General features: G+C 29.1%; 17 protein-coding genes. All 17 read right to left on the reverse strand.

Translation table 11 applies throughout. The features are described from left to right. Positions 1 to 5: 5 nt before the first annotated feature. The 17 genes from Fi14EGH31_RS11260 to Fi14EGH31_RS11340 all read right to left on the reverse strand — a co-directional run bounded on the left by Fi14EGH31_RS11260 (position 6) and on the right by Fi14EGH31_RS11340 (position 22,045). The gene (locus Fi14EGH31_RS11260; RefSeq protein WP_022001215.1) at positions 6 to 1,112 is read right to left on the reverse strand and encodes a Sapep family Mn(2+)-dependent dipeptidase; all 1,107 of its coding nucleotides are present in this window, start codon (positions 1,110 to 1,112) and stop codon (positions 6 to 8) included. A 1-nt stretch (position 1,113) separates the two neighbouring features. Beyond that, positions 1,114 to 2,070, reverse strand: coding sequence for a N(4)-(beta-N-acetylglucosaminyl)-L-asparaginase (locus Fi14EGH31_RS11265; RefSeq protein WP_022001214.1), 957 nt, complete (start codon positions 2,068 to 2,070; stop codon positions 1,114 to 1,116). Positions 2,071 to 2,108: 38 nt separating this feature from the next. Then, the gene (locus tag Fi14EGH31_RS11270) at positions 2,109 to 2,630 is read right to left on the reverse strand and encodes a GrdB-related putative oxidoreductase (protein WP_022001213.1); all 522 of its coding nucleotides are present in this window, start codon (positions 2,628 to 2,630) and stop codon (positions 2,109 to 2,111) included. A gap of 13 nt (positions 2,631 to 2,643) precedes the next feature. Beyond that, the gene (locus tag Fi14EGH31_RS11275) at positions 2,644 to 3,996 is read right to left on the reverse strand and encodes a PTS sugar transporter subunit IIC (protein ID WP_022001212.1); all 1,353 of its coding nucleotides are present in this window, start codon (positions 3,994 to 3,996) and stop codon (positions 2,644 to 2,646) included. Between the two features lie 16 nt (positions 3,997 to 4,012). Continuing rightward, positions 4,013 to 4,336, reverse strand: coding sequence for a PTS sugar transporter subunit IIB (locus Fi14EGH31_RS11280; RefSeq protein WP_022001211.1), 324 nt, complete (start codon positions 4,334 to 4,336; stop codon positions 4,013 to 4,015). A 15-nt stretch (positions 4,337 to 4,351) separates the two neighbouring features. Further along, a complete protein-coding gene (locus tag Fi14EGH31_RS11285) occupies positions 4,352 to 4,672 on the reverse strand; it encodes a PTS lactose/cellobiose transporter subunit IIA (protein WP_107029594.1) in 321 nt (106 codons plus the stop codon). An 86-nt stretch (positions 4,673 to 4,758) separates the two neighbouring features. Continuing rightward, entirely contained in the window at positions 4,759 to 5,307 is a 549-nt protein-coding gene (locus Fi14EGH31_RS11290) for an RDD family protein (protein WP_022001209.1), read from the reverse strand. Between the two features lie 12 nt (positions 5,308 to 5,319). Then, positions 5,320 to 7,269, reverse strand: a complete 1,950-nt coding sequence (locus tag Fi14EGH31_RS11295) for a BglG family transcription antiterminator (protein WP_234697780.1) — start codon at positions 7,267 to 7,269, stop codon at positions 5,320 to 5,322. 49 nt (positions 7,270 to 7,318) lie between these two features. Next, a complete protein-coding gene (locus Fi14EGH31_RS11300) occupies positions 7,319 to 7,999 on the reverse strand; it encodes a response regulator (protein WP_107029597.1) in 681 nt (226 codons plus the stop codon). Further along, positions 7,999 to 9,363, reverse strand: a complete 1,365-nt coding sequence (locus Fi14EGH31_RS11305) for a sensor histidine kinase (protein WP_107029598.1) — start codon at positions 9,361 to 9,363, stop codon at positions 7,999 to 8,001. Before Fi14EGH31_RS11305 ends, Fi14EGH31_RS11300 begins: the two co-directional genes overlap by 1 nt. Before the next feature lie 16 nt (positions 9,364 to 9,379). Further along, positions 9,380 to 10,033 (reverse strand): potassium channel family protein, encoded by a 654-nt coding sequence (locus Fi14EGH31_RS11310; RefSeq protein ID WP_200764820.1) that lies wholly within the window; start codon positions 10,031 to 10,033, stop codon positions 9,380 to 9,382. A gap of 8 nt (positions 10,034 to 10,041) precedes the next feature. Next, positions 10,042 to 11,367, reverse strand: a complete 1,326-nt coding sequence (locus Fi14EGH31_RS11315; RefSeq protein ID WP_107029600.1) for a TrkH family potassium uptake protein — start codon at positions 11,365 to 11,367, stop codon at positions 10,042 to 10,044. Further along, entirely contained in the window at positions 11,342 to 11,764 is a 423-nt protein-coding gene (locus Fi14EGH31_RS11320) for a hypothetical protein (protein WP_107029601.1), read from the reverse strand. The genes Fi14EGH31_RS11315 and Fi14EGH31_RS11320 overlap by 26 nt, the downstream gene beginning before the upstream one ends. Before the next feature lie 113 nt (positions 11,765 to 11,877). Next, positions 11,878 to 13,494 (reverse strand): hypothetical protein, encoded by a 1,617-nt coding sequence (locus Fi14EGH31_RS11325; protein ID WP_117574630.1) that lies wholly within the window; start codon positions 13,492 to 13,494, stop codon positions 11,878 to 11,880. Positions 13,495 to 13,499: 5 nt separating this feature from the next. Further along, positions 13,500 to 14,345 carry an alpha/beta hydrolase gene (locus Fi14EGH31_RS11330; RefSeq protein WP_107029603.1) on the reverse strand — a complete coding sequence of 282 codons (846 nt, stop codon included), beginning with the start codon at positions 14,343 to 14,345 and terminating at the stop codon, positions 13,500 to 13,502. Continuing rightward, the gene (locus tag Fi14EGH31_RS11335; RefSeq protein ID WP_117574631.1) at positions 14,342 to 15,088 is read right to left on the reverse strand and encodes a copper homeostasis protein CutC; all 747 of its coding nucleotides are present in this window, start codon (positions 15,086 to 15,088) and stop codon (positions 14,342 to 14,344) included. The genes Fi14EGH31_RS11330 and Fi14EGH31_RS11335 overlap by 4 nt, the downstream gene beginning before the upstream one ends. A 201-nt stretch (positions 15,089 to 15,289) precedes the next feature. Continuing rightward, positions 15,290 to 22,045 (reverse strand): glycoside hydrolase family 3 N-terminal domain-containing protein, encoded by a 6,756-nt coding sequence (locus Fi14EGH31_RS11340; protein ID WP_234697781.1) that lies wholly within the window; start codon positions 22,043 to 22,045, stop codon positions 15,290 to 15,292. Between the last annotated feature and the right edge of the window lie 73 nt (positions 22,046 to 22,118).

The raw sequence follows: 22,118 nt of genomic DNA on the forward strand, positions 1-22,118 counted from the left end.
CTCTCCTATAACATTCCTAAATAATAAATTCCTAATGCATATATTTTTGCATTGGTATTCAAATCCTCAATTTTCATCCATTCATTTGGTTGATGTCCAATACCTTTTTGACCCGGAAAACTTGGACCAAAAGGAACAATATGAGGCATTAATTTAGCGTAAGTTCCTCCCGTAGTGGTAACAGGTGTTCCATCTAAATGCGTTATTTTTTCATAAGCCTTAGACAACAAAGAAACCATTGGGCAATCTTTTTCAAATTTTACAGGAAAATAATGTTGAACACATGTTACTTCCATGTTTTTTGCTTTTTCTCTAATTGTTTCAACAATTGTTTCTAGCGTCATATTTGCAGGATAAGAAAATGTGACCGAAAAAACAAGTTTACTTTTTTCATGTTTCAATACAAAATTACGCATTTCATTTATACCAAATTCTTCATCTTTAAAATCTAAACCGAGTTTTTCTGCATTCGTATTAGCATTTAAAAAATAGTTATTAATAAACAAAAAAAATTCATCAACTTGTTTTTCTTTAGCACTTATTTCAATAACAGCTCTTCCTCTTTCTGCATAAACCACAGGATACTTACAGTCCGGTGTCCACCCCATGACTGGCGGCTTTTCATGTTTTAAATAATACTCTAAATCTTTAAATCCAGTTTCTTCATCACAGCCAAAAATAATTCTTACAGGCTTATGAAGTTTAATATTTAGTTCTTTAATCGCATATAATGCATACAAGCATGTCATAATTGGACCCTTATTATCTAATATTCCTCGTGAATAAATATATCCATCTTCTTCATACGCACTAAATGGGGGATGTTTCCAACCTAAACCTGTAGGTACAACATCTAAATGTCCAATAATGCCAATATAATCTTCACCTTTACCATATTGTGCATATCCTATATAATGATCTAAATTTTTTGTTTCAAACCCTAAAGATTGAGCAATTTCTAAAACCTTGTCAAGTGTTAAAGCAATATCTTTACCAAAAGGTGCCCCTTGTTGAAAAGTTCCTTCAACACTTGGCATTTTTACAATCGTTTTAATATCCTCAATCATTCTTAAAGAAAGCATATCTATTTTTTTTATAATTTCTTCTTCCATACTATTTTTCCTCTAAAGGTGCCATCCTTGTTTTCATATAATGATCAAGCCATTCTTGACTTGCAACTTCATGAATACATTTTCCATCTTTATTTTTTGTAAGATAAACAATTGGTTCTTGATTTTCCGTTGCCACCGCAAATGAGAATCCTTCAATATTAGTTGCAACTCCCCATTCTCCTTTATTATTCATTGCAATTAACGATAGATCCCCTGCATGACCTCTTCTTTCTTTTAAACGATGATCAAGTTGATTAACTGCTTTTTCACAAGCTGCTTGAGGGTGCATACCTTCTGCCATTAAGCGAACGATTTCATAAGAAATACATCCTTTCATTAGATCTTCTCCCAATCCAGTTGCTGAAGCTCCACCTACACTTGAATCAACATAAAATCCTGAACCCGCTATTGGTGAATCTCCAACACGTCCTTTTTTCTTCATAAATAAACCACTTGTTGAAGTTGCTGATGTCATTTTCCCTTGTTGGTCAAGACATACCATACCAACTGTATCATGTCCTGCATAAGGTTTTATTTCCTGTTCACGGACTTCTTTCACTCTATTTCTATAATGAATTTTAGCGCGGTCTGTAAGCATATTTTTACGTTCAAAGCCTTCTTTATGAGCAAATTTTTCAGCCCCTTCTCCAACTAAAATATTATTTACTTTTTCTTTAGATAAGCGTCTAGCAATTGATACCGGATTTGCAAAATCTTTAATAGCCGCAACTGCTCCAATACTTAATGTATTTCCATCCATATAAGCTGCATCTAACTCTACTTCCATTTCTTCATTAGGAAGTCCTCCATAACCAACTGATTTATAATAAGGAAAATCTTCAACTGCTTTTATTGCTGTTTCTATTGCATCTCCTGCATCTCCTTTTTCTTGTAAAATATGGCTTGCTTCACTAATTCCTTCAACAGCCATACGCCATGTTGCTATTATTCCCCACATTTTCTTTCCTCCTAGTAGAAAGGATGCTAAACAGCATCCTAAAAACAAAATTTTTCTTTAAATTCTTCAATTTCTTTTTCTTGGTAAAGAGCCTTTGCAAGAACACACATTCCCTCTAAAGACTCATTTAAACCTATACCACCCTTTTTAGGTGTTTTAATAATACATAATTTATCTTTATATTCGTTAATCGTTTCTTGATTATCATCTGACATGGCCGCAATTGCTTTAGAAGATGTATTTTGATTAATATCGTAAGCAATTCTTGCTGCCATTTTTCCATAATTCAAATAATTAAAACAAGGACCACACATTACAACATCAGGTTTTAATTTATTCACCATTGCGCATAATTTTCGACTTACTTCGTCAGGATTTTTTAGATACGTCCCGTCTCCACAATAAAGACATGCCACGACTTTTCCATCTACTTTCTTTAAAAATGGTTCCATCATAACTGCCGGACCAACAGCTTCCTTTTTTGCTCCTAAAGGAATATCATGATCGTCTTTAATACCAGCACCTGATTGAATTTGGTCATAAATCATGATTATTTTCATAAATTTTCATCTCCTACAAATCATCAAATGAAAGATCATCTAATGAAATATCATCCTCTTCTTCTTCATCATTTTGCATATTATTTTCTTCTTCAAGATATTGTTTATCCATTATTTTAATAAATGGCATATAGATAAAGATTCCTAAAATTAATAACAACACTTGTAAAAGAGCTCCTGCCCAATTTGTTGCAAGGAAACCAGAAATAACAATTGGTGTTGTCCAAGGAATATTAATTCCAGAACAAATTGGTACTAAATTCATAGCCATTGCAAAATATGAAATAACAATATTCACTGTTGGAACTAATACAAAAGGTATTAATAATGTTGGATTCAATACAATTGGTAATCCAAAAACAATTGGTTCATTAATTCCAAAAATACCAGGAACAAAAGAGAGTTTACCTAAATTTGTAATACGTTTTGATTTACAGAATAAAAGCATCGCAATAACTAATGATAAAGTAGATCCTGCTCCACCAAAAGTAGCAAATAAATCTTGGAATTGTTGGCAAATAATATGATGTTCACCAGCAATATTTCCTGCTGATAATGTTTGTAAAATTGGATTGAATACGGCACCAACAACCGAACCACCATTTACTCCAAAGAACCAAAATAAATGTAAGAAAATATAAGCAACAACCATTGCTCCTAATGTATCTCCTAAATTTAATAATGGTGTTTGTAAAAATTCAAAAATAATTTGGAATACATTTGTACCTAAAAAACCAAATAATAAGTTAATTGTAAAGAATACGATCATTACCATCGCCGCTGGAATTAATGCAGCAAATGATTCTTCAACTGTAGGTGGAACACCTGCTGGCATTTTAATTGTCCAACCTTTACGTTCCACATATGTATAAATATGGACTGATAAAAAAGCACACATAATTCCGACAAAAATACCCTTTGATCCTACCCAACCTAAAGGAATACCACTTAAACTTACATCAACTGCTTTACCTGCCACATCAACACTACCGCTAACTGAATATGGCATAATTAAAAACCATGAAACAACGGCAACGGCTGCACCAAATATCTTATTTGTATTCATTTTTCCAGCAAAGGAATACGCTATACCAATTACAGCAAAGATTGCCATAATATCAAAAGTAGCCCCTGCTGGTTTTGAAATAAAAGATGCTAATGTCTGTCCTGTTGAAGAATTAACCACAGTTGTTTCTAAAAAATTAATCCAACCTTGAATTGGAAAGTTCGCTATCAATAAGAAGATAGAACCTCCAATTAATAATGGAGTTGAAACAAGAAAACCATCACGAATTGACATGAGGTACTTATTTCTCCCAATCGCCTCCGCTAGAGGCATTAGTATTTTTTCAAGTTTTTTCATCATAAGACTTGTCCTCTTTCTATTTTTTATTTGATTTAATCAGTTTAATTGCTGATTTTAACACCTTTTCACCATTCATCATACCGTAATCCGCTTGATCAATGACCGCAATAGGAATACCTGTATTTCCAAATTGTTCAACTGTTTCTTCATACATATATTTCACTTGTGGACCTAGTAAAATACAATCAGGGGTATCTTTTTCTATAATTTCTTCAAGTTTATTGTGTGAAAAAGCTGCCACTTTAATAGGCAAATTGTGTGCATTAGCGACACTTTGCATATTACTCGCTAACATACTTGTTGACATTCCTGCACTACAAAATAAATAAATTTTTTTCATTCTCCTTCTCCCTTCTTATTTTTCTAACGAATAAAGACGTTGGTTCAATTTTATAATTTCAAGAGCCATCATTTTAATTGTTTCAGCAGACATAAGTTGATCTTCTGCATGCATCAATAAAATATTTGGTACAACTTTTTCACCATTTGCTTCTTTTTGTATCAAACCTGCATGTGCTTCATGTCCTTTTACAAATTCCTGATCTCCCTCTTTTATTTTTGCTTTAGCTAAATCAAAATCACCTTTTTCAGCAATTTTCATTGCTTCAATATAAGATGATTTTGCTACACCTACCGCAGAAATAATTTGAAAACTAACTAACTCTAAATTGTCCATTTTTGTTCCTCCAATATCTTTACATCTATTATTATAAATATTTCTTTATCTTTAGGCTGATAGAGACGTTTCCTAGCAATAGGAAATCAAACACTTACAACCTTTGTATTTCCTATATAGTCATGTATTGCACGATGTTCCTTGGTAAAAATAATCATCAATGTACTTATTCCTCCCACAACAAACCCAACATACATCATCATTGAAACAATATTTACGTGTATGCATAAAGAAACAAGTTGATGCCACAATGCACTTGCACTCACAAAAACACCTTCAATTACAATCATTCCTAAACCTTGTCTTAAAACCAATGATTTTAACGATACTTCTTGATTATTATTTTGAATAATTTTAACTTTACATATTCGTTTTCCTACAGTCTGTCCTTTATAAACAAAGAAAGGAATATAAATGTAGTAAAACAAAGCAAAAATTACTCCTATAATCCCCGCAATAAATCCATAAGGTTGTTGAATTTTTAATAAATTTTGTTTTAACATTGTTCCATACAATTTTTGTGAAACCACAGCAATTGGAAAAGCAGCACAAAGTGCTCCTAAATACCAATCAATAAAATAACTAAGCACTCTTCTTGTTAAAGGTGCATTTATATATATATTTCTTTTTGTCATCTTCATTAGCTCCTAAGCGATAATTTCTTTCATAAATTCTTCATAATTATTTACTTCTAATAATTGTTCAAATTTCTTTGAATTAGCGACAATACTTGATAACCAATCAAAAAATATTTTTAATAAATGATTATCTGTTTCTCTAATTCCCAATAAAATAATAAATTTCACATCAAATTCTCCCCATTTCACACTTCTATCTAAAATCAATACAGAAATACATGATTTTTTGGTAGATACTTCTATAGAATGTGGAACAGCAAAACCATACATAAATGAGGTTGCTGAGACTGCTTCTCTTTTAAAAACATCTTCTTTGTATGCTTTTGTAGCTAAATCATTATCTATCAATTCATCACATAAATAATTTAAAATTTCTGTTGTATCATGAAATGTTTGATGTACATGAAATAAATTTTCTTTAATAAGTTTTTTTAACATCTTCACTACATCATTGTGATAAAGCTTATTATCTAATTCATTAAGAAGCTGAAATACTTTACTTTCATCTTCGTTATTTACAAATAAAGTTATTTGAAGAGTTGGTATGTCAAGTTGATGTTTTAAGGGAACTGTTGTTAAAATGAAATCTGGTTGACATTGTTCAACCTGCAATTCTTCAAAAAAATGAAATATCTCAAGAATTTCCATTCTCTCCCCAAATCTATTTTTTAATTTTTCTACACAAGGAATAGATAACATTTGATTGTGAGGAATGATGACTATTCCCCGATGACGATACATACTTTGGCTTCTTTCATAAGCTGCTCCCAAATGCAAAGCAAGAAATGCCAGCTCGTTTTCGTTAATAGTGTATCCTGTGCATTCAGTAATAACCTCACCAGAATGTACTGCCATTTCAAAAACCAAAGGGTATTTTCTTTTAATTTCCTTTAAATAAAGGTTTGTAACTTTAACATTGTTCACTTGTCTTTCCAATAAAGACTGTAAATGTGTAATTAATCCAAGTTTTAAATCATAATCATTTGAAAGATCTATACCAAAATATTCCTTTATTTTATCTATAATTGTATAAAAAATATATTTCAAATTTTCACTTTCTTTTCTATTTCTATTATAGAATTTTCCACTTTTCCCCAATAAAAGATACGAAAATAAAACCACTTCATCTTCAATAACGGGTATATGTATCACTTGCGAAACTTTTGAAAAAAAATCTTTCGCCACCTTATATTCTAAACTATCCTTCAGTTTTTCATTATAAGTTTTATCTTCAATATAGTTATGATTAATAATTCTTTCTATTGAAACACCTGCATGTATCATAATCATAGGAAAACTCACATCTCTAATATAGTAATCATTCATTTCACAAACTTCTTCTAATATATCTTTAACTTCTAATAAATCAAAATTTTCCCATAAATCAGCAATAGAATTTAAATTCATAAAATTCCCTTTAGTTTCTTCTGTCAGCAAATCTTTGTAAAGTTTTCTTTTATCTGCTTCATCTCCTACTAGATAAATTGTATTTTTATTACGAACAATTTTTAAACTTGAATAACTACTAATCATTCTTCTAATTTTCTTTAAATCATTATCTATCGAATATCCACTAATAAAAACTCGATCTTGCAATTGAATTAAGTTAATTTCACTTTCTTTAAACAATAATTCCTGTATTAACCAAACACATCTTTCATGTGATGTTTGTGGAATAATTTCCTTGGGTTCAATATCTTGTTTTGATAAAAGTGTTTGATCAATATGATAACCTTTCCTTTTATCAGCACTAATTAACAAACAATCGTAAAATTGATTAATATGCTCTATATCATTACGTATTGTACGATCTGTAACATTTAGAATATGCGCCATCTCTTTTCCAGTAATCCATTTTTTATCATTCAATAGATCAATTACATGCATTTGTCGATCATTTAACATATCTTTTTTCCTCCATTTATTATCATTATAACAGTAATTTTTTTTACACAACATTAATTATGTTTCCTAATTGTTAGGAAATAAAAAAACAAGGTTTCCCTTGTTAATCTTTAAAAGTATATCCTACACCTACTTCTGTGACAATAAAACGAGGATGATTCGTATCTTTTTCTATTTTTCGACGAAGAGTAGCCATAAATACTCTTAATGCATTTTGATTAGAATGATCTTGATAACCCCAGATTTCTTTTTGAATGTAATTATGTGTTAATACTTTACCACGATGTTCAATTAAAAGCTTTAAAAGATTAAATTCAATCGGTGTTAAATGAATTTCTTCTTGATCTATTAATACCTTTCTAGAAATAAAATCAACCTCTAAATAATCCTTTTGATATTTCTTTATTTCTTCATCTTCTTTTTTAGATAATCTTTTAGCTACTCTAATTCTAGCTAAAAGCTCTCCCATATAAAATGGTTTTACAACATAATCATTTGCTCCTAAATCAAGTGCTTTGATTTTTTCTTGTTCTTCTAATCGTGCAGAAACAACAATAATAGGTTTTGAAGAAATTTTCCTAATTTCTTGAATTACTTCAAGACCATCAATATCTGGTAAACCTAAATCTAAAATAACGATATCAGGTTGATGACTATAAAAAAGACTTAATGCTTCATGACCCTTTGTTGTCATTAATATACGATATCCTTCTTGTTCAAAAGACATTTGCAGAAAATGAGAAATATATGGATCATCTTCTACAATCATAATTAAATCATTCATTATACATTCAACTCCTTATCACTAGGAATAGTAAAAATAAAACATGCTCCATCTGTTTCATCCTTAGCCCAAATTTTTCCACCATGAGCTTGAATAATTGCTTTACAAATAGCTAATCCTAAACCAATTCCTTTTTGACTATCATTAGAAACATTGGTATCTGTTACAAATTCTTCAAAAATATGATCTAAAATATTTTTAGAAATTCCAGATCCTGTATCTTTAATCATAAATTGTACTTCATCTTCTAATTTCTTTACATGAATCGTAATTTGATCTTTTTCTTTTGTATACTTGATTGCATTATTTAAAATATTAATAAATACTTGAACCATTAATTTACCATCTACATTAATAAATAATAAATCTTGAGGTACATCTACAACCACATTTCTTTTTTCTAATTCAGGTAAATGTTGTATTGCTTCATAAATCAAATCATCTACAACTTCTAAATTTTTATGTAAGACTAAATTTCCACTTTCTATTTTAGACATGTTTAAAATATTTTCAACGATTTGAGTAAGCCAATGTGCTTGATCATGTATGTCTTTTGCAAGTGAATAAATATCCTCATTTGTAAGATGATCTTGATTCATCATGAGTTGACTTGCTCCAACGATTCCTGTAAGTGGTGTTCTTAAATCATGTGAGATACTTCTTAACATACTGTTAAGCATATGTTCTCTTTCCATCGCTACCTTTATTTTTTCTTGTTCTAAATAAGTAAGTTCTCTTTCTAAAGCATTTCCTAATTGGTTAGCAGCTGCTTTAATGATAATCATTTGATCTTCATTGAGTCCTTGATGACTTAATATTTCAATACTTCCTAAAACTCGATTCATTCCTATAATAGGAATTACATTTTTACTTTCTTCTTTTATTTCCAAGGAAATATTTGTTTTTATTTGAATACTTTCTTCAATATATTGATTTCCTTTTAATAAAATATATTCGATCCCTGAAACGTTCAATAATCTTTCTGATAAGCTATATAATTGTTTAGAAATACCTTCATTCTTTTTAGAAATAAGAATTTGTTTTTGAAAACGATCCGTTAAACTACAAGCAATAACAGAAGTCATCAAAAAGAAAAGAATAAGCATAAAATCATTAGGATCACTAATATGAAAATCGTAGTTAGGGTCAATATATAAAAAGTTAAAACATAATACACTAACAATAGATGCTAATAAACCATAAAAATATCCTTTAGTAAATGTAGAAATTAATAAAACTCCTACAATAAATACCATTAAAATATTTTCTTTCCTAATTCCCATTGAATTTAAAGTAAGTGAACAAAATAATTCAATCGAAATAATAATACCAAAATAAACTAAATACCTTAATTTTTCTTTCATCAAATCACCAAGATCATCATGACATACATTTTAGAATCATATCAACATCTTTTTTCTTTCCTATAACTAAAAGATGATCTTCTACATTAAAAACATAATCTACCGAAGGTAAAAAATCTGTTTTATTATCTTTTTTGATTCCTATGATATAAATATGAAAAGCTGCTCGAATATTAATTTGTTTAATTGTTTTTCCTAACCATTGACATAATGCAGGAATTTCATAAATAGAATATTCATTATCCAATTCAACATAATCATACAAATTATCATTACTTACACGCACTGCTAATTTTTCAGCACTGTCACGATTAGGATAAATAACCTCATCCGCCCCATTTTTTAATAAAAATTTAGCGTGTATATCTCTTGTTGCTTGAGAAATAACATACTTGGCTCCTAATTCTTTGAGCAAACTTGTAATTTCCAAACTACTTTGGAAATTTGTTCCAATACAAACAAAACAAATATCAAAATTGGAAACACCAAAACTTTGTAAAACATCTTCGTTTGTACAGTCTCCTATTTTAATATTAGAAATTTCTCTTGTAAGATCTTCTAAACGTGATTCATCTTTATCTACAATCATAATTTCATTTCCTAATGCGTTCATATTTCTAGCAAGATGGTGTCCAAAACGACCCATTCCAATTATTAATACTGTTTTCATAAATCCTCCTAACCAATAGATATTTTTTCTACTGGATTTTTACAATTTGATATTTTCTTTTTCTTTGAAAGAGATAAAGCAAGTGTTAAACTTCCCACTCTTCCACAATACATTAATAAAATAATGGTTATTTTTGAAGTCATTGATAAGACACGTGTAATGCCCGTAGATATTCCTACTGTTCCTAATGCTGAAAATATTTCAAAAAAAGTGTCTTGCATCGGTAAATGAGGTTGATCATTAAAAATAATAAAAGAACTTATTATAATGAAGATAAAATTTATCAAAAAAACAGAACATGCTTTTTTGATTGTCTTACTATCAAATCTTCGATTAAAAGCATTAGCTTCACTTTTATTTGTCATAGTTGAATAAACAAAAATAATCAAGACTGCAAAAGTTGTTGTTTTAATACCACCTGCAGTTGAACCAGGACTTCCTCCCACAAACATCATTAACATCATTAATAAACTCGTTGCTGGTTTTAAATGAGAGACATCAATGGTATTAAAACCTGCTGTACGACATGTTATTGATTGAAAAAATGATGCTAGAATTGCTTCTTCACTGCTAAGTGATGCTAAAGCATGTTGATATTCAAAAATATAAAATAAAAAAGCACCACCAAAAATAAAGATAAAAGATGTAATTAAAACTATTTTTGTTTGTAATAAATAATTTCTAAAATGTAATTTCTTTTCGTATAAATCTTGCCAAACAACAAAACCTAATCCACCTATAATAATTAAAATCATAATTGTGATATTCACAACGATATTAGAAGCATAAGGTGTTAAAGAACCATACGGTTCTATTATACCTAATAAATCAAATCCCGCATTACAAAACGCTGAAACAGAATGAAATATACCCAAATAAATACCTTTCAATAAACCAAAGTCTTCTATAAACACCAAACTTAAAATAACAGCTCCAATACCTTCAAATAAAAATGTCCCTTTAATAATATGCTTAACAAGTTTAACCCCACCTGCTAATTTTAAAGAACTTACACTTTCTTCAATTAACCCTCTTTGTCTTAAACTAATCTTCTTTTTAAGATACGTAGCTAAAAAAACACCAATTGTAATAAATCCTAATCCACCTATTTGAATTAAAATTAAAATGACAATTTGTCCAAACAATGTCCAATGTGTCGCTGTATCATAAACTACTAATCCCGTAACACAAGTTGCACTTGTCGCTGTAAATAAAGCATCTAAAAAATCAGTATGATTACTAGAAATAGGTAATAAAAGTAAAAATGTTCCTACTAAAATAACAATCGCAAATCCTAAAGCAAGAATTTCAACATTCGTTCTTCTTTTGATCATATAAATTTTTTATAACCCTTTCTATATCTTCTTTTTTTTGAAAGATATCAATATTATCACTGTAAAGTTCTATATAGTTTTGTTCACCACATAAAGCATAAACATGGGTATTAAACATATCTCTTTGAATACGATAATTCATCAATAAATTATAATAATCATCCTGACAACAAAGAATCACATACTGATAACTTTGTTCAAATTGATAAATATCTTGTTTACTCATACACTTAATTTTTTTACTTTCATATTTTTTTATATCTTTATATTGATCTTCATAAATAACCAATACATCTGGATGTTCTATAGTATCTAATACATCATCTACTTTTATCATTTGTCGATAAATAATCACTAAAATACCAATCAAAACAACCACTAATAAATAATCTATCATAGTAATCCCCTCTTTTCCTTTATTATAAAATTAGAGGCATTAAGATAGTATTAAGATAAGTACCTATGCCATTAATAAAACATAAATAAAAAGGATCAAGATAATTCTTAATCCTACCAATAATCTCTTTGTTGATCTATGACTTCTAAAGTTTTCGTATTCACTAAATAAAAATCAACAAGACTTTGTGTACTACTTTTTGTTACGTATTTTTCTAAAACAATTTCATAATCTTCTTCATTATTTTTATATTTATTAAAAACAAGAGATAAAGTATATTCATCATTTGTACTTACAACTGCATACGGAAAACCTTTAGCATTAAATTGATAATCAAAACATGGATTTTCTAGTTTATTTTGAGATTTTAATAATTCGTATACTTTTTCAAAATATACTCTTTCTGGATCGTCTTCATTTGTTGTCGTTTGATTTTCATTAGTTATATTATTCGTAGTTATACTTTCTTCTTGATTTGTTTGTTCTGTTTGATTTTGTGACTCTTTGCTTATATCTTCATCGTCTGTTTGAGATTTAAATTGTTCTAAAGGATTTGAAGCTAAACGTAATATTAAATCTCTTTCATTAGAAAGATCATAAAGTCTTATAGCATTTTGTTTTTCTAAAATATAAATAAAGTAATAATTATTATTATATTTAAAGTAAAGCATATGATTATTAATTCTCTTTAATTTTAAAACTTCAGAAGAATAATTCTTTTTAAAATAAGCTTCATTATTTTCAAAAGATAAGCTATATTCTGTTGAAATATAAGTTCCCATATATGTTTGATTATTTATTTTTAAAAGTAATTGATCATTTTGATCTTCTTTTTCTAAAGAAATCACTTTTATTTTTTGATGATCTAAAATATAAAGAATACTTTGATAATTACCAACTTTTGCTTTACTAGAAACATGATTTATTTGTCTTTCAATTTTACCATAACCTTTAACATAATGACTATAAAGTATTAGCTTTTGATTTTGACATGTATAAGCCCTATTGTTATCTAAAAGATGAATATCATTTCCTACAACAAAAGGCAAAGCAATATATAAGATAATCAATCCTAAACCTACATAGAGACCAATTCCTTTTTTAAACTTCTTCGCTATAAAAAAGATAAACATGAATCCTAATACTATACTTATCATTTGTATAATAGGTATAAAAATAATTGAAAAAGAAATCATTTTTACATGATTTAAATAACTATAAATTCTTCCTAAAAGCAGATTTCCTAAACTGAGTGAAAAAAGCACAAAAGGAATAGTTAGAACAATAATAGATAATCTTGCTTTTTTTATATAGATTGGCTTTTTATTCTTTACAAATCGATTTAAATAATCATAAAGATTTTCATCTTTTTCTACAACAATCATATAATCTATAAAATTTAAAATAATCTCATCTTTTCCTATAACATAGTTTTGGAGATCTTTCATTTCTATAAATAGATTATTATAAAAGAAACGGTTGTTTTCATCAATATAAATAAGTTCAAAACCAAGTACTTTCTTCTTTTTCAACCTTAATGCACGAAACGAAGAGAGTAATAACAAAGTTGCAATAATAAATAAAATATAATACAACCATTTAAAATTATAACCTATAGATTCTATTGAAAACGCTAATAAAAACATGCATAAAAATAGTTTGCTTAATTGTTTATTCGTTTGTTGCTTTAAAATATTTTGGTATTCAAAATTCTTAATATGTAATTCCACAAACATCATCTCTTTTTACTATCTAAAAAGTTAATAATTGTTTGATAAACATCTTCATTATAAAAAATACTTCTACCATGATCTGCATCATGTACTCTTCCAAAAGTTACATCATAATGATACTCTTTTAATTTTTCATAGAGTTCAATACTTTGAGTAATAGGAACAACATGATCTTTATCCCCATGCAAAATAAGGAAAGGTGGTAAATTCATATTTTCTTTAAGATAAGTTATAGGTGATACTTCTATTAAAAGTTGATTGTCTAAAGATCCTAGAAAGTCAATTGCATTTCTTTCTTCTTTCCAATCATATTTACTATACCAATCATTAAAAGTCATAAAATTTGTAACTCCATATAAATCAATAATACCTTTGAATTCATATTTCTTTTGTAAAGCTATTAATAAAGCAATATGTCCTCCAGAAGAATCTCCACTTAAAAAGATATTATTAAAATCAATTGGATAATTTTGATAATGATCTTTTAAAAATGCGATTGCCTTTTCTACATCACTTATCTGTGTAGGATATTTATATTCTGGTGCTCCATGATATTGGATAATAGCATAAGCATAGCCTGTTTTAACAATTGGCATAAAATCAAAAATATGATCATTCATATCTTGTTGATACCATCCTGAACCTTGAATATGAATGACTAGAGGATATTTTTTTGTTTCATCTAAAATTGTATTTGGAAAAAGAAAACGTATCATACATCCTTGTTGATATTCAACATCTAACATTCTACATCTTAAATTTTCTTTATTTCCTTTTAATTCTAAAGCACCTTCTATTTCTTTAGTATATCTAGGAAATGTTTCATACGAATAATTTTCTACTTTCATTTTTGAATACTCCTTTCTATTTCTTCCACCAGTTCAATAGAAACAACATCATAATCATTTTCATGAGGAGCAGGTGCATAACTATAAGATACTTCATGTGTCTTTGTTGTTGGATCATTGATCCAATCTTTACAAGAACTATGCACTTGGTTGATTCCTGTATCATTCATCATTTCTCTGGCATTACTAGCATTTATACCACTTCCAGCTAATATTTCTATTTGTTTTCCATATTTTGTTTGTAAATCCTTTATAAGTTCTTTTCCATCCATTGCTTTTGGTTTTAAGCCACTTGTTAGAATACGATCTACTCCTAATTGAATTAATAATTCAATAGAAACATAAGGATCTTTTACACAATCAAAAGCTCTATGAAAAACAACTTCTCCTTGATATTCTTTAATTATATCAATCATTTCTTTTGTTTGTTTTTCATGAATTGTCCCATCTTCATTTAAACATCCAAAAGCAATTCCATCTGCACCATTTTCCAACAAACATCTCGCATCTTCTTTCATCACTTCAAATTCAATATCATTATAATAAAACCCAGCACCTCTTGGTCTTACCATTGTAATGACCTTTAAATTTGTATTCTTCTTTGTAAGTTTTAAAGAAGCTAAACTAGGTGTCAATCCTCCTAAATAAAGTGCACTATTTAATTCAATACGTTTTGCCTTTCCCTTATAAGCATTTAAAGCATCTTCATAACTTCCACAACATATTTCAACTAATCTTTCCATAAATATCTCCCTTATTTCATTATAACAAAAAAGAAGGTCAAAGTAACCTTCTATTTAAGATTCTTTAAATATTTCTCAATATCATTAAATGGTAAGATCACCTTAATAAAAAGGAACAACCTATTTTGATTGTTCCTTCATTAAATTTCTAGATTTCTCTAAACTGATATTTTCATTTATTACATTTCACATATTTTGAATTTAATGATTATATTTTCTTCTTTTTAAAACTATAAATCCTATACCAGCTAATAAAAGCATGCTCATCATTGTAACAAGTTGTGTATTATCTCCTGTTTTTGTTGATTTAACAACTTGACCAACAATTGTTTCTTGTCCACCATTTGAAGATGATAGTTGATTATCAGATGAAGAATCATTTGGTTTTGATACCGATGGAACATCCGGATTAGATGGTTCAACATCTGTTTTTACTTTCTTTACAATAACTTCTCTTGTAAATTCAACTTCATTACCAAGAGCATCTACTACACTATAAATAACTTGATAAGTTCCTTCTTTACTTGGATCAACATTATTATTTACAACTGTAAGTTTTGTTGTGATATCTGTACCATCAACATCATAAACTTTTACACCAGTTAATGGATCAAATTTATCACCTACTATAAATTCTTTTGAATCAATAACAAGTTTTGCTTTTTCAACAACTTTAATTGTAAATGTTTGAATTGCTTCATTACCAGCTTGATCACTTACAGTTACTGTAAGTGTATAAGTTCCTGCTTGATGACAATTATAATCACCACTGATTGTTAATTTATTTGATAAATCACCATCAATATCATCGATTGCTTTTAATTCTAATAAATCTTTAATATCAGTTTCATCATCTACATAAACAATAGCATCTTTACCAGTAATTTCTGGTTGTGTAACATCTTGTTTACCTTTAAATGTTAATTGAACATGACGATAATTAAATCCATCAATATCATCATAAATACGGATAAATTGTTTACCAGCTTCTAATCTAATTTCAATTGTATCGCTATCTTGATAGTTAGCCCATCCACCAGTATTTTTTAAAGTAACTTCTCCTAATTGAGTTGTTGTATTGCCATCAACTCTCATAACTACAGCTTTTGTATCACTACCACAATCATGACTATAATTAACTTTTAAATCATACAACCCTGCTGTTTTAACATCAACATAATAGTCTTGATAAGTACCTGCTGATCCAAACCCAATATTTTTAGTTGAAGAATCTTCAATTGCCCAACCAATTTCTTTTGAACCATCAACAACTTGATCAGCAGAAATTGTTGTTTTTCCATCTTTTGTATCATTAACTTCAATTACATCTGTTAATTTTTTTATTTGTAAATCTGTTAATTCAAAACCTGGATTATTTACTTCAAATCTTAAAGTTTGTTCACCAGCTTTTAAGTTTAACATTTGTGCATACCCTTGAGCATTTCCCCAATATTTACCAAAAGAAACACTACCTAAGTTATCTGTTGCTAGTCCTAAACCACCACTTAATTTTAAACCATTTTCAACAGCTTCATTATCTTTAACTTTATAAGTTAAAACATAGTTTCCTTCTTCTTCTATATTTAAGAAGAAATCTAAATAATCTCCTTTAGCACCATTTACTAAAGTACCTCTTTTACGATAAGCATCACTTTCATTTAATTTAACAGCTTCATCTTTTACATTAATGCTTTCTGGTAAACGATCTGTTTTTAATAATTTAATATTAGCAACTAAATCTAAATCACCTTCACTATAACCACTTGGTTTAACATTAATTGTTCCTGCAAAATCATCATAATTTGTATTTGTACGTTCTAATGTAACAGATACTTCTGTACCATCTTTATTTACTTTAACTTCACTTACTTTTACATATTGTGAAATTTCTTCACTTAAAGTTAAATCACTTGGTTTTATTTTTTGATTAAATTTACCACCTTTAATCTTTAAAACAAATGTATTACTATCAAAATCAAGATTACCAATATCTTCTAACACTTCTTCATCATCAACAGCTTCAATAACTGTTTGATCACTTAATAAGTAATCTTTATCTCCTACTTCTTTAGCATCGACTTCAACTTTTAAAGTACGATTACTATCATAATCTACAACTTCTTGTCCTTTTAAAGTAATTGTTACCTTAGTATCACTTACTCTATCTAAATCAAAATCTACACCTTGAGGTAAATCAATATGCCAATTATCTTTATTTAATTGTTCATTAAATTTACCATCCTTTAATTGAACTGTAATCTTTTGACCATTTAATTTTCCTTCTTTTAATGAATCATTTTCTAATTGGATATATGAACCAAATGATAATGATTTTAAATTAAATCCACCAGTATTTTTAGGAACAAACATAATTTTATGACTACCTTCTGGTAAATCAATAGCAACTGTTCCTGTTTTATAAGTACTAAAACTTCCTGTTGTTTCTAAAGTGCTTGATGTTGTTAAAACATTATCTACATAAACATCAAATTCAGCATCTTTTTCACCTTTAGCATATTCAAGTTTCATCTTATAATTGCCTGCTTTTTGAACATTGACTGTATATTCTAATTTGTCGCCATCATCAAAGAAGCCTACATTTTCATTATTTTCAGCAATAATATTTTCACCATAACTATAATCTAATGCATGAATATATCCTGGAACATTTAATACGTCTTTAGCTTTAGTAAATGTCAAAGCACCAACATCCATATTTCCTTGTGGTAAAGCTAATGTAAGTCTTTGTACACCTGCATTTAACTTCATTTGAATTTGAACGTTTCTTGTTGTGCTCCATGCATTCCAACTACTAGACCAAGTATCAAAACGTTTAGTAACTGTATGCCCAACTTCTTCATTATCTACTTTCAAAATAATTTGCTTATTATCAATATTACTATCAACAGATGGTCCACTTGTTGGTCCAATAGCATGAGGAATTGAAACATTATAAATTCCTGCTTCTTTAACATCAATTAAATAATCTGCCCATGCACCATCTTGAATATCTCCAAATCCAGAACCATCATCTTTAACTTTTAATTTATCATAGTTAATAGCATCTGTTGCTTTTAAAACACCTGGAATTTCATTTCCTTTAACTTCAGCTATAGATCCATCCCATACATAAGTTGCTACATTACCTGCAGGTAAAACCGCATTAAATTGTGTACCATTCATCATCACTTTAAATTTTTGATCAGCACCACTACGATTTGCTACAATCATAACAATTTTTCCTGTTTCAGGATCTTTAAATGCAACATTTGTAACAGTTGAACTACTTCCATTATTTGTATCAATACGTACATATCCTGGTTTTACATATTTAGTAAATTGAGACATGATATATACTTCAGGTGTAGCCCAATATCTTTGAGGATTATTTGCATCTTGTACAAATAATGTTGGATCAGGTGTTCCTACCCAATGATGAGTTGCAATATTACTATCTAACATTGTTACCCAACTATTATAGCTTTCAGAACCATTTCTTAACCAAGTGATAATATCATTAGCTCCACTTGTTCCCCAAACAGATCTTTCAGTTAAATTCATACTTAGCTGATCTTTGTAATCATCATAGAAAGATCCCATCGTTGAAGCATTTCCTCCATATGGATGGAAGGCAATACCATCAATATTATAATCATTTCCAGCTTCTTTAAAGAAATCTTTCATAAATTTATCAGCACCATCAAAGTTATGATCAAAAGCCCATAATTTAACATTCTTTTCTTGATCATTTAAAATTGTACTTTGTGCTAATTCTGATTTAATAGCTTTAGCAAGTTTAGCTTCTTGTGTTCCTGTCATTGCACAACTTGGATAGTTAATTTCAAGTAATGGTTCATTTTGAAGAGTCATTGCATAAATTGGAATACCTTGTTTTTTATACTCTTCAACAAAACGTACCATATATTTTGCTAAATCATTAATATAAGCATCATTTAATTTTCCACCTTTTAATAATAAATCATTATTTTCATATGATTTACTACTAGAAGTAGCTGTTTTCATCCATCCTGGTGGTGTCCAAGATGAAGCAAAGAATTTAAGATTATTTTCAACTCCTAATTCTTTAGCAATTGTCATCATTTCCTTAAGAACTTTAATAACACCATAATCTTGATCTTTTTGAATACTAAATCCTTTACCTGTTACATTATTCCAGTCTGGTTTTCCGTCTAATTCTTTACCAGTTCCATCATAATAAGTATAAAAATCTTGAGCTGTAAAATCAGATGTTCCAATTGTAACCCTCATTAAAGACATTCCCATACCATTAACAGGATCTAATAATCTTCTTAAAAATGCTTGACGGTTTTCATCACTCATTTTTAATAAATTATGAATTGTTGCTTCTTCAATAGAAGTTCCCATTCCTAAAACACTTTGATATGTTTTTTGATCATTAACAATAATTGTTGTTTGTGTAGAATCATCTGCTACACGTAAATCTAATGCATCTTTTGTCGCATTTTTATTAGAGATTTCAAATTCTCCTTTATACCATGACATGCTTTGAGAATTTTCTGAAGAAGACATACTTACTTCAACAGCACCTTCTTGTAACATTGCACCTGTTCCAACATTAGTTACTTCTTCAGGAACTACTGGTCCAACATAATCACCTGCTTTTTCAAATGTATAATAATCAAAATTGAAATCTTCATCACGTGCCACAAGTTTAAGTTCATGAACGCCTGCTTTTAAACTCACTAAGGCTTTCATCTCTTGAGCTGTAAATGTTGTCCAACTACCAGTTGAAACAACAGATGTATTTTTCTTTTCTAAAACTAATTCATCATCTAAGTATAATTCAAAGGCACCATCAATAGTTGATTCATATTGACGCGCTACTTGAACAGTTAATTTATAAGCTGCCTTTTCAGGTACTTTAATTTTATAAGTCATGTAACGACCATCTTGTAAATAACCTACAGTTGTACCATTATTTTCTAATTGAATACTACTATGTGCATCTACAAAATCTTCTGCTTCTAATTTTCCATTTGTTTTTCCTAAATCAACAACATTTGGATCATCTATTGTTGTAAAATTACCTGTTTTTTCTGCTTTCTTTAAACCATATCCTACTGGATATAAAACTTTACTTGTATCTGTATATTTACTTGTAATATCTTGAGGATACCAAGTCCATGTAATTGGATTTGTTCCCACAAAATCTTTATCACCTAATAATACATCAGCAACACCTTCACCTTCACTACCTGGAAGCCATGCATTAACAATTCCTTTAATATGTTGATCATTAACATAGTCAGCAATAGCAATAGGACGTCCTGTTGTTAAAACTAAAATAATTGGTGTATCAGGATGACTATTTTCAATTTGTTTAATTGTACTGATATCACTTGCTGGTAATTTTAATTGTCCAGCGCTTCTATCTCCACTACTTTCAGCATATGGATCTTCTCCTACAACAACAATTGCTGCGTCTACTTTTTTATCTGAATCTGTAAATACGCCATTAGCACTATAATTAACAGTACCACCCTTTTTATCCATGGCTGCCTTTAAACCACTGAAAATCGTTGTACCCTTTGTCGTATTTCCAGTTGCTCCTTGCCACGTAATTGTCCAGCCACCACATTGTTTACCAATATCATCGCCAGCACTTCCTGCAACCATTAAATTATCCATATTTTGTAATGCTTGCATAATAGTTTGATTATCTTTAACTATATCATTTTTTAATAATACCAATGATTCACTCACTGCTTGTCTTGCAAGTGAACGGTGTTCTTGACCACCAAATAATGCTTGTTCATCTGTATTAGCATAAGCCTTTGAAGAATCATCTAAAAGTCCAATATTTTCTTTAGCTGTTAAAATACGTGCTGTAGCATCATTCAATCGTTCTTCGCTAATTTTATTTTCATTAACTGCTTCTACTAATGCATTATATAAATTTTTCCAACGAGGTGTATCACCATCTTTTTCAGCTACCATCAACATATCAACACCAGCATTGATACATGCAATCGCTTTATCTTTATAAGATGATTGATTTTCAATTTGATCTAAACCATTATAATCACTAATAACAATACCTTCAAAACCTAATTTTTCTTTTAATAAAGTTGTAATAACGTCTTTATTTCCATGACATTTCTTACCATTAATACTATTATAAGAAACCATAATAGATTGAACGCCTTGATCAATTGCTTTTTTATATGGAGTAAGAATTTCTTTAACAATTTCATTATCCATATTCGCATTAATCAAGTCATTATAATCACTTTCACTCAATTCAACATTACCTTGATTAGTTCCATTCGTTGTTAAACCTTCACCTACATAATGTTTAGCAGTTGAAAGAGTTGTCCCATCTTTTTCAATTCCTTTAATATAAGCATTTCCTAAAGAGGTAACACGTTCTACATCATCACCAAAAGTTTCATAAGTACGTCCCCAACGTTCATTATGAGGAACTCCTAATGTTGGTGTAAATGTCCAATTGGCACCCATTGCTCTTACTTCGCTGGCTGTCGCATTACCTATATTTTCAACTAACTGTTGATTATTAGCTGCTGCTAAACCAATATTATGAGGATAGATTGTTGCTCCATATAAATTATTATTTCCATGAACAGCATCTATTCCATAAAGCAATGGAATACCTCCACTATTAATAACTGCTTGTTGATAACTATTTGCTGAATCTGCCCAATTTTTTAATTGGTTTCCTGATGATGGTGCAGCACCACCACCACTTAAAATTGAACCTATCTTGTATTCAGCAACTTCTTCTGGTGTAATCCAACGGGTATCCGTTTGGATCATTTGTGCAACTTTATCTGTAGAGCTCATATTATTGATTATATTTTGAACTCTTTGCGATATCGTTGTCTTTGCATCGACTCTAACAATTGAAGCTACAACCATTAAAGCCACTAGTAATACTTTCAATATCCTTTTCATCATATCCCCCTCCAAATTCATTGGTACAAATTTATTATATACCTACATTTATATGCTGTAAAGCGCTTTCGCACAA

This window comes from Faecalibacillus intestinalis, assembly GCF_015097455.1.
Taxonomy (GTDB): domain Bacteria; phylum Bacillota_I; class Bacilli_A; order Erysipelotrichales; family Coprobacillaceae; genus Faecalibacillus; species Faecalibacillus intestinalis.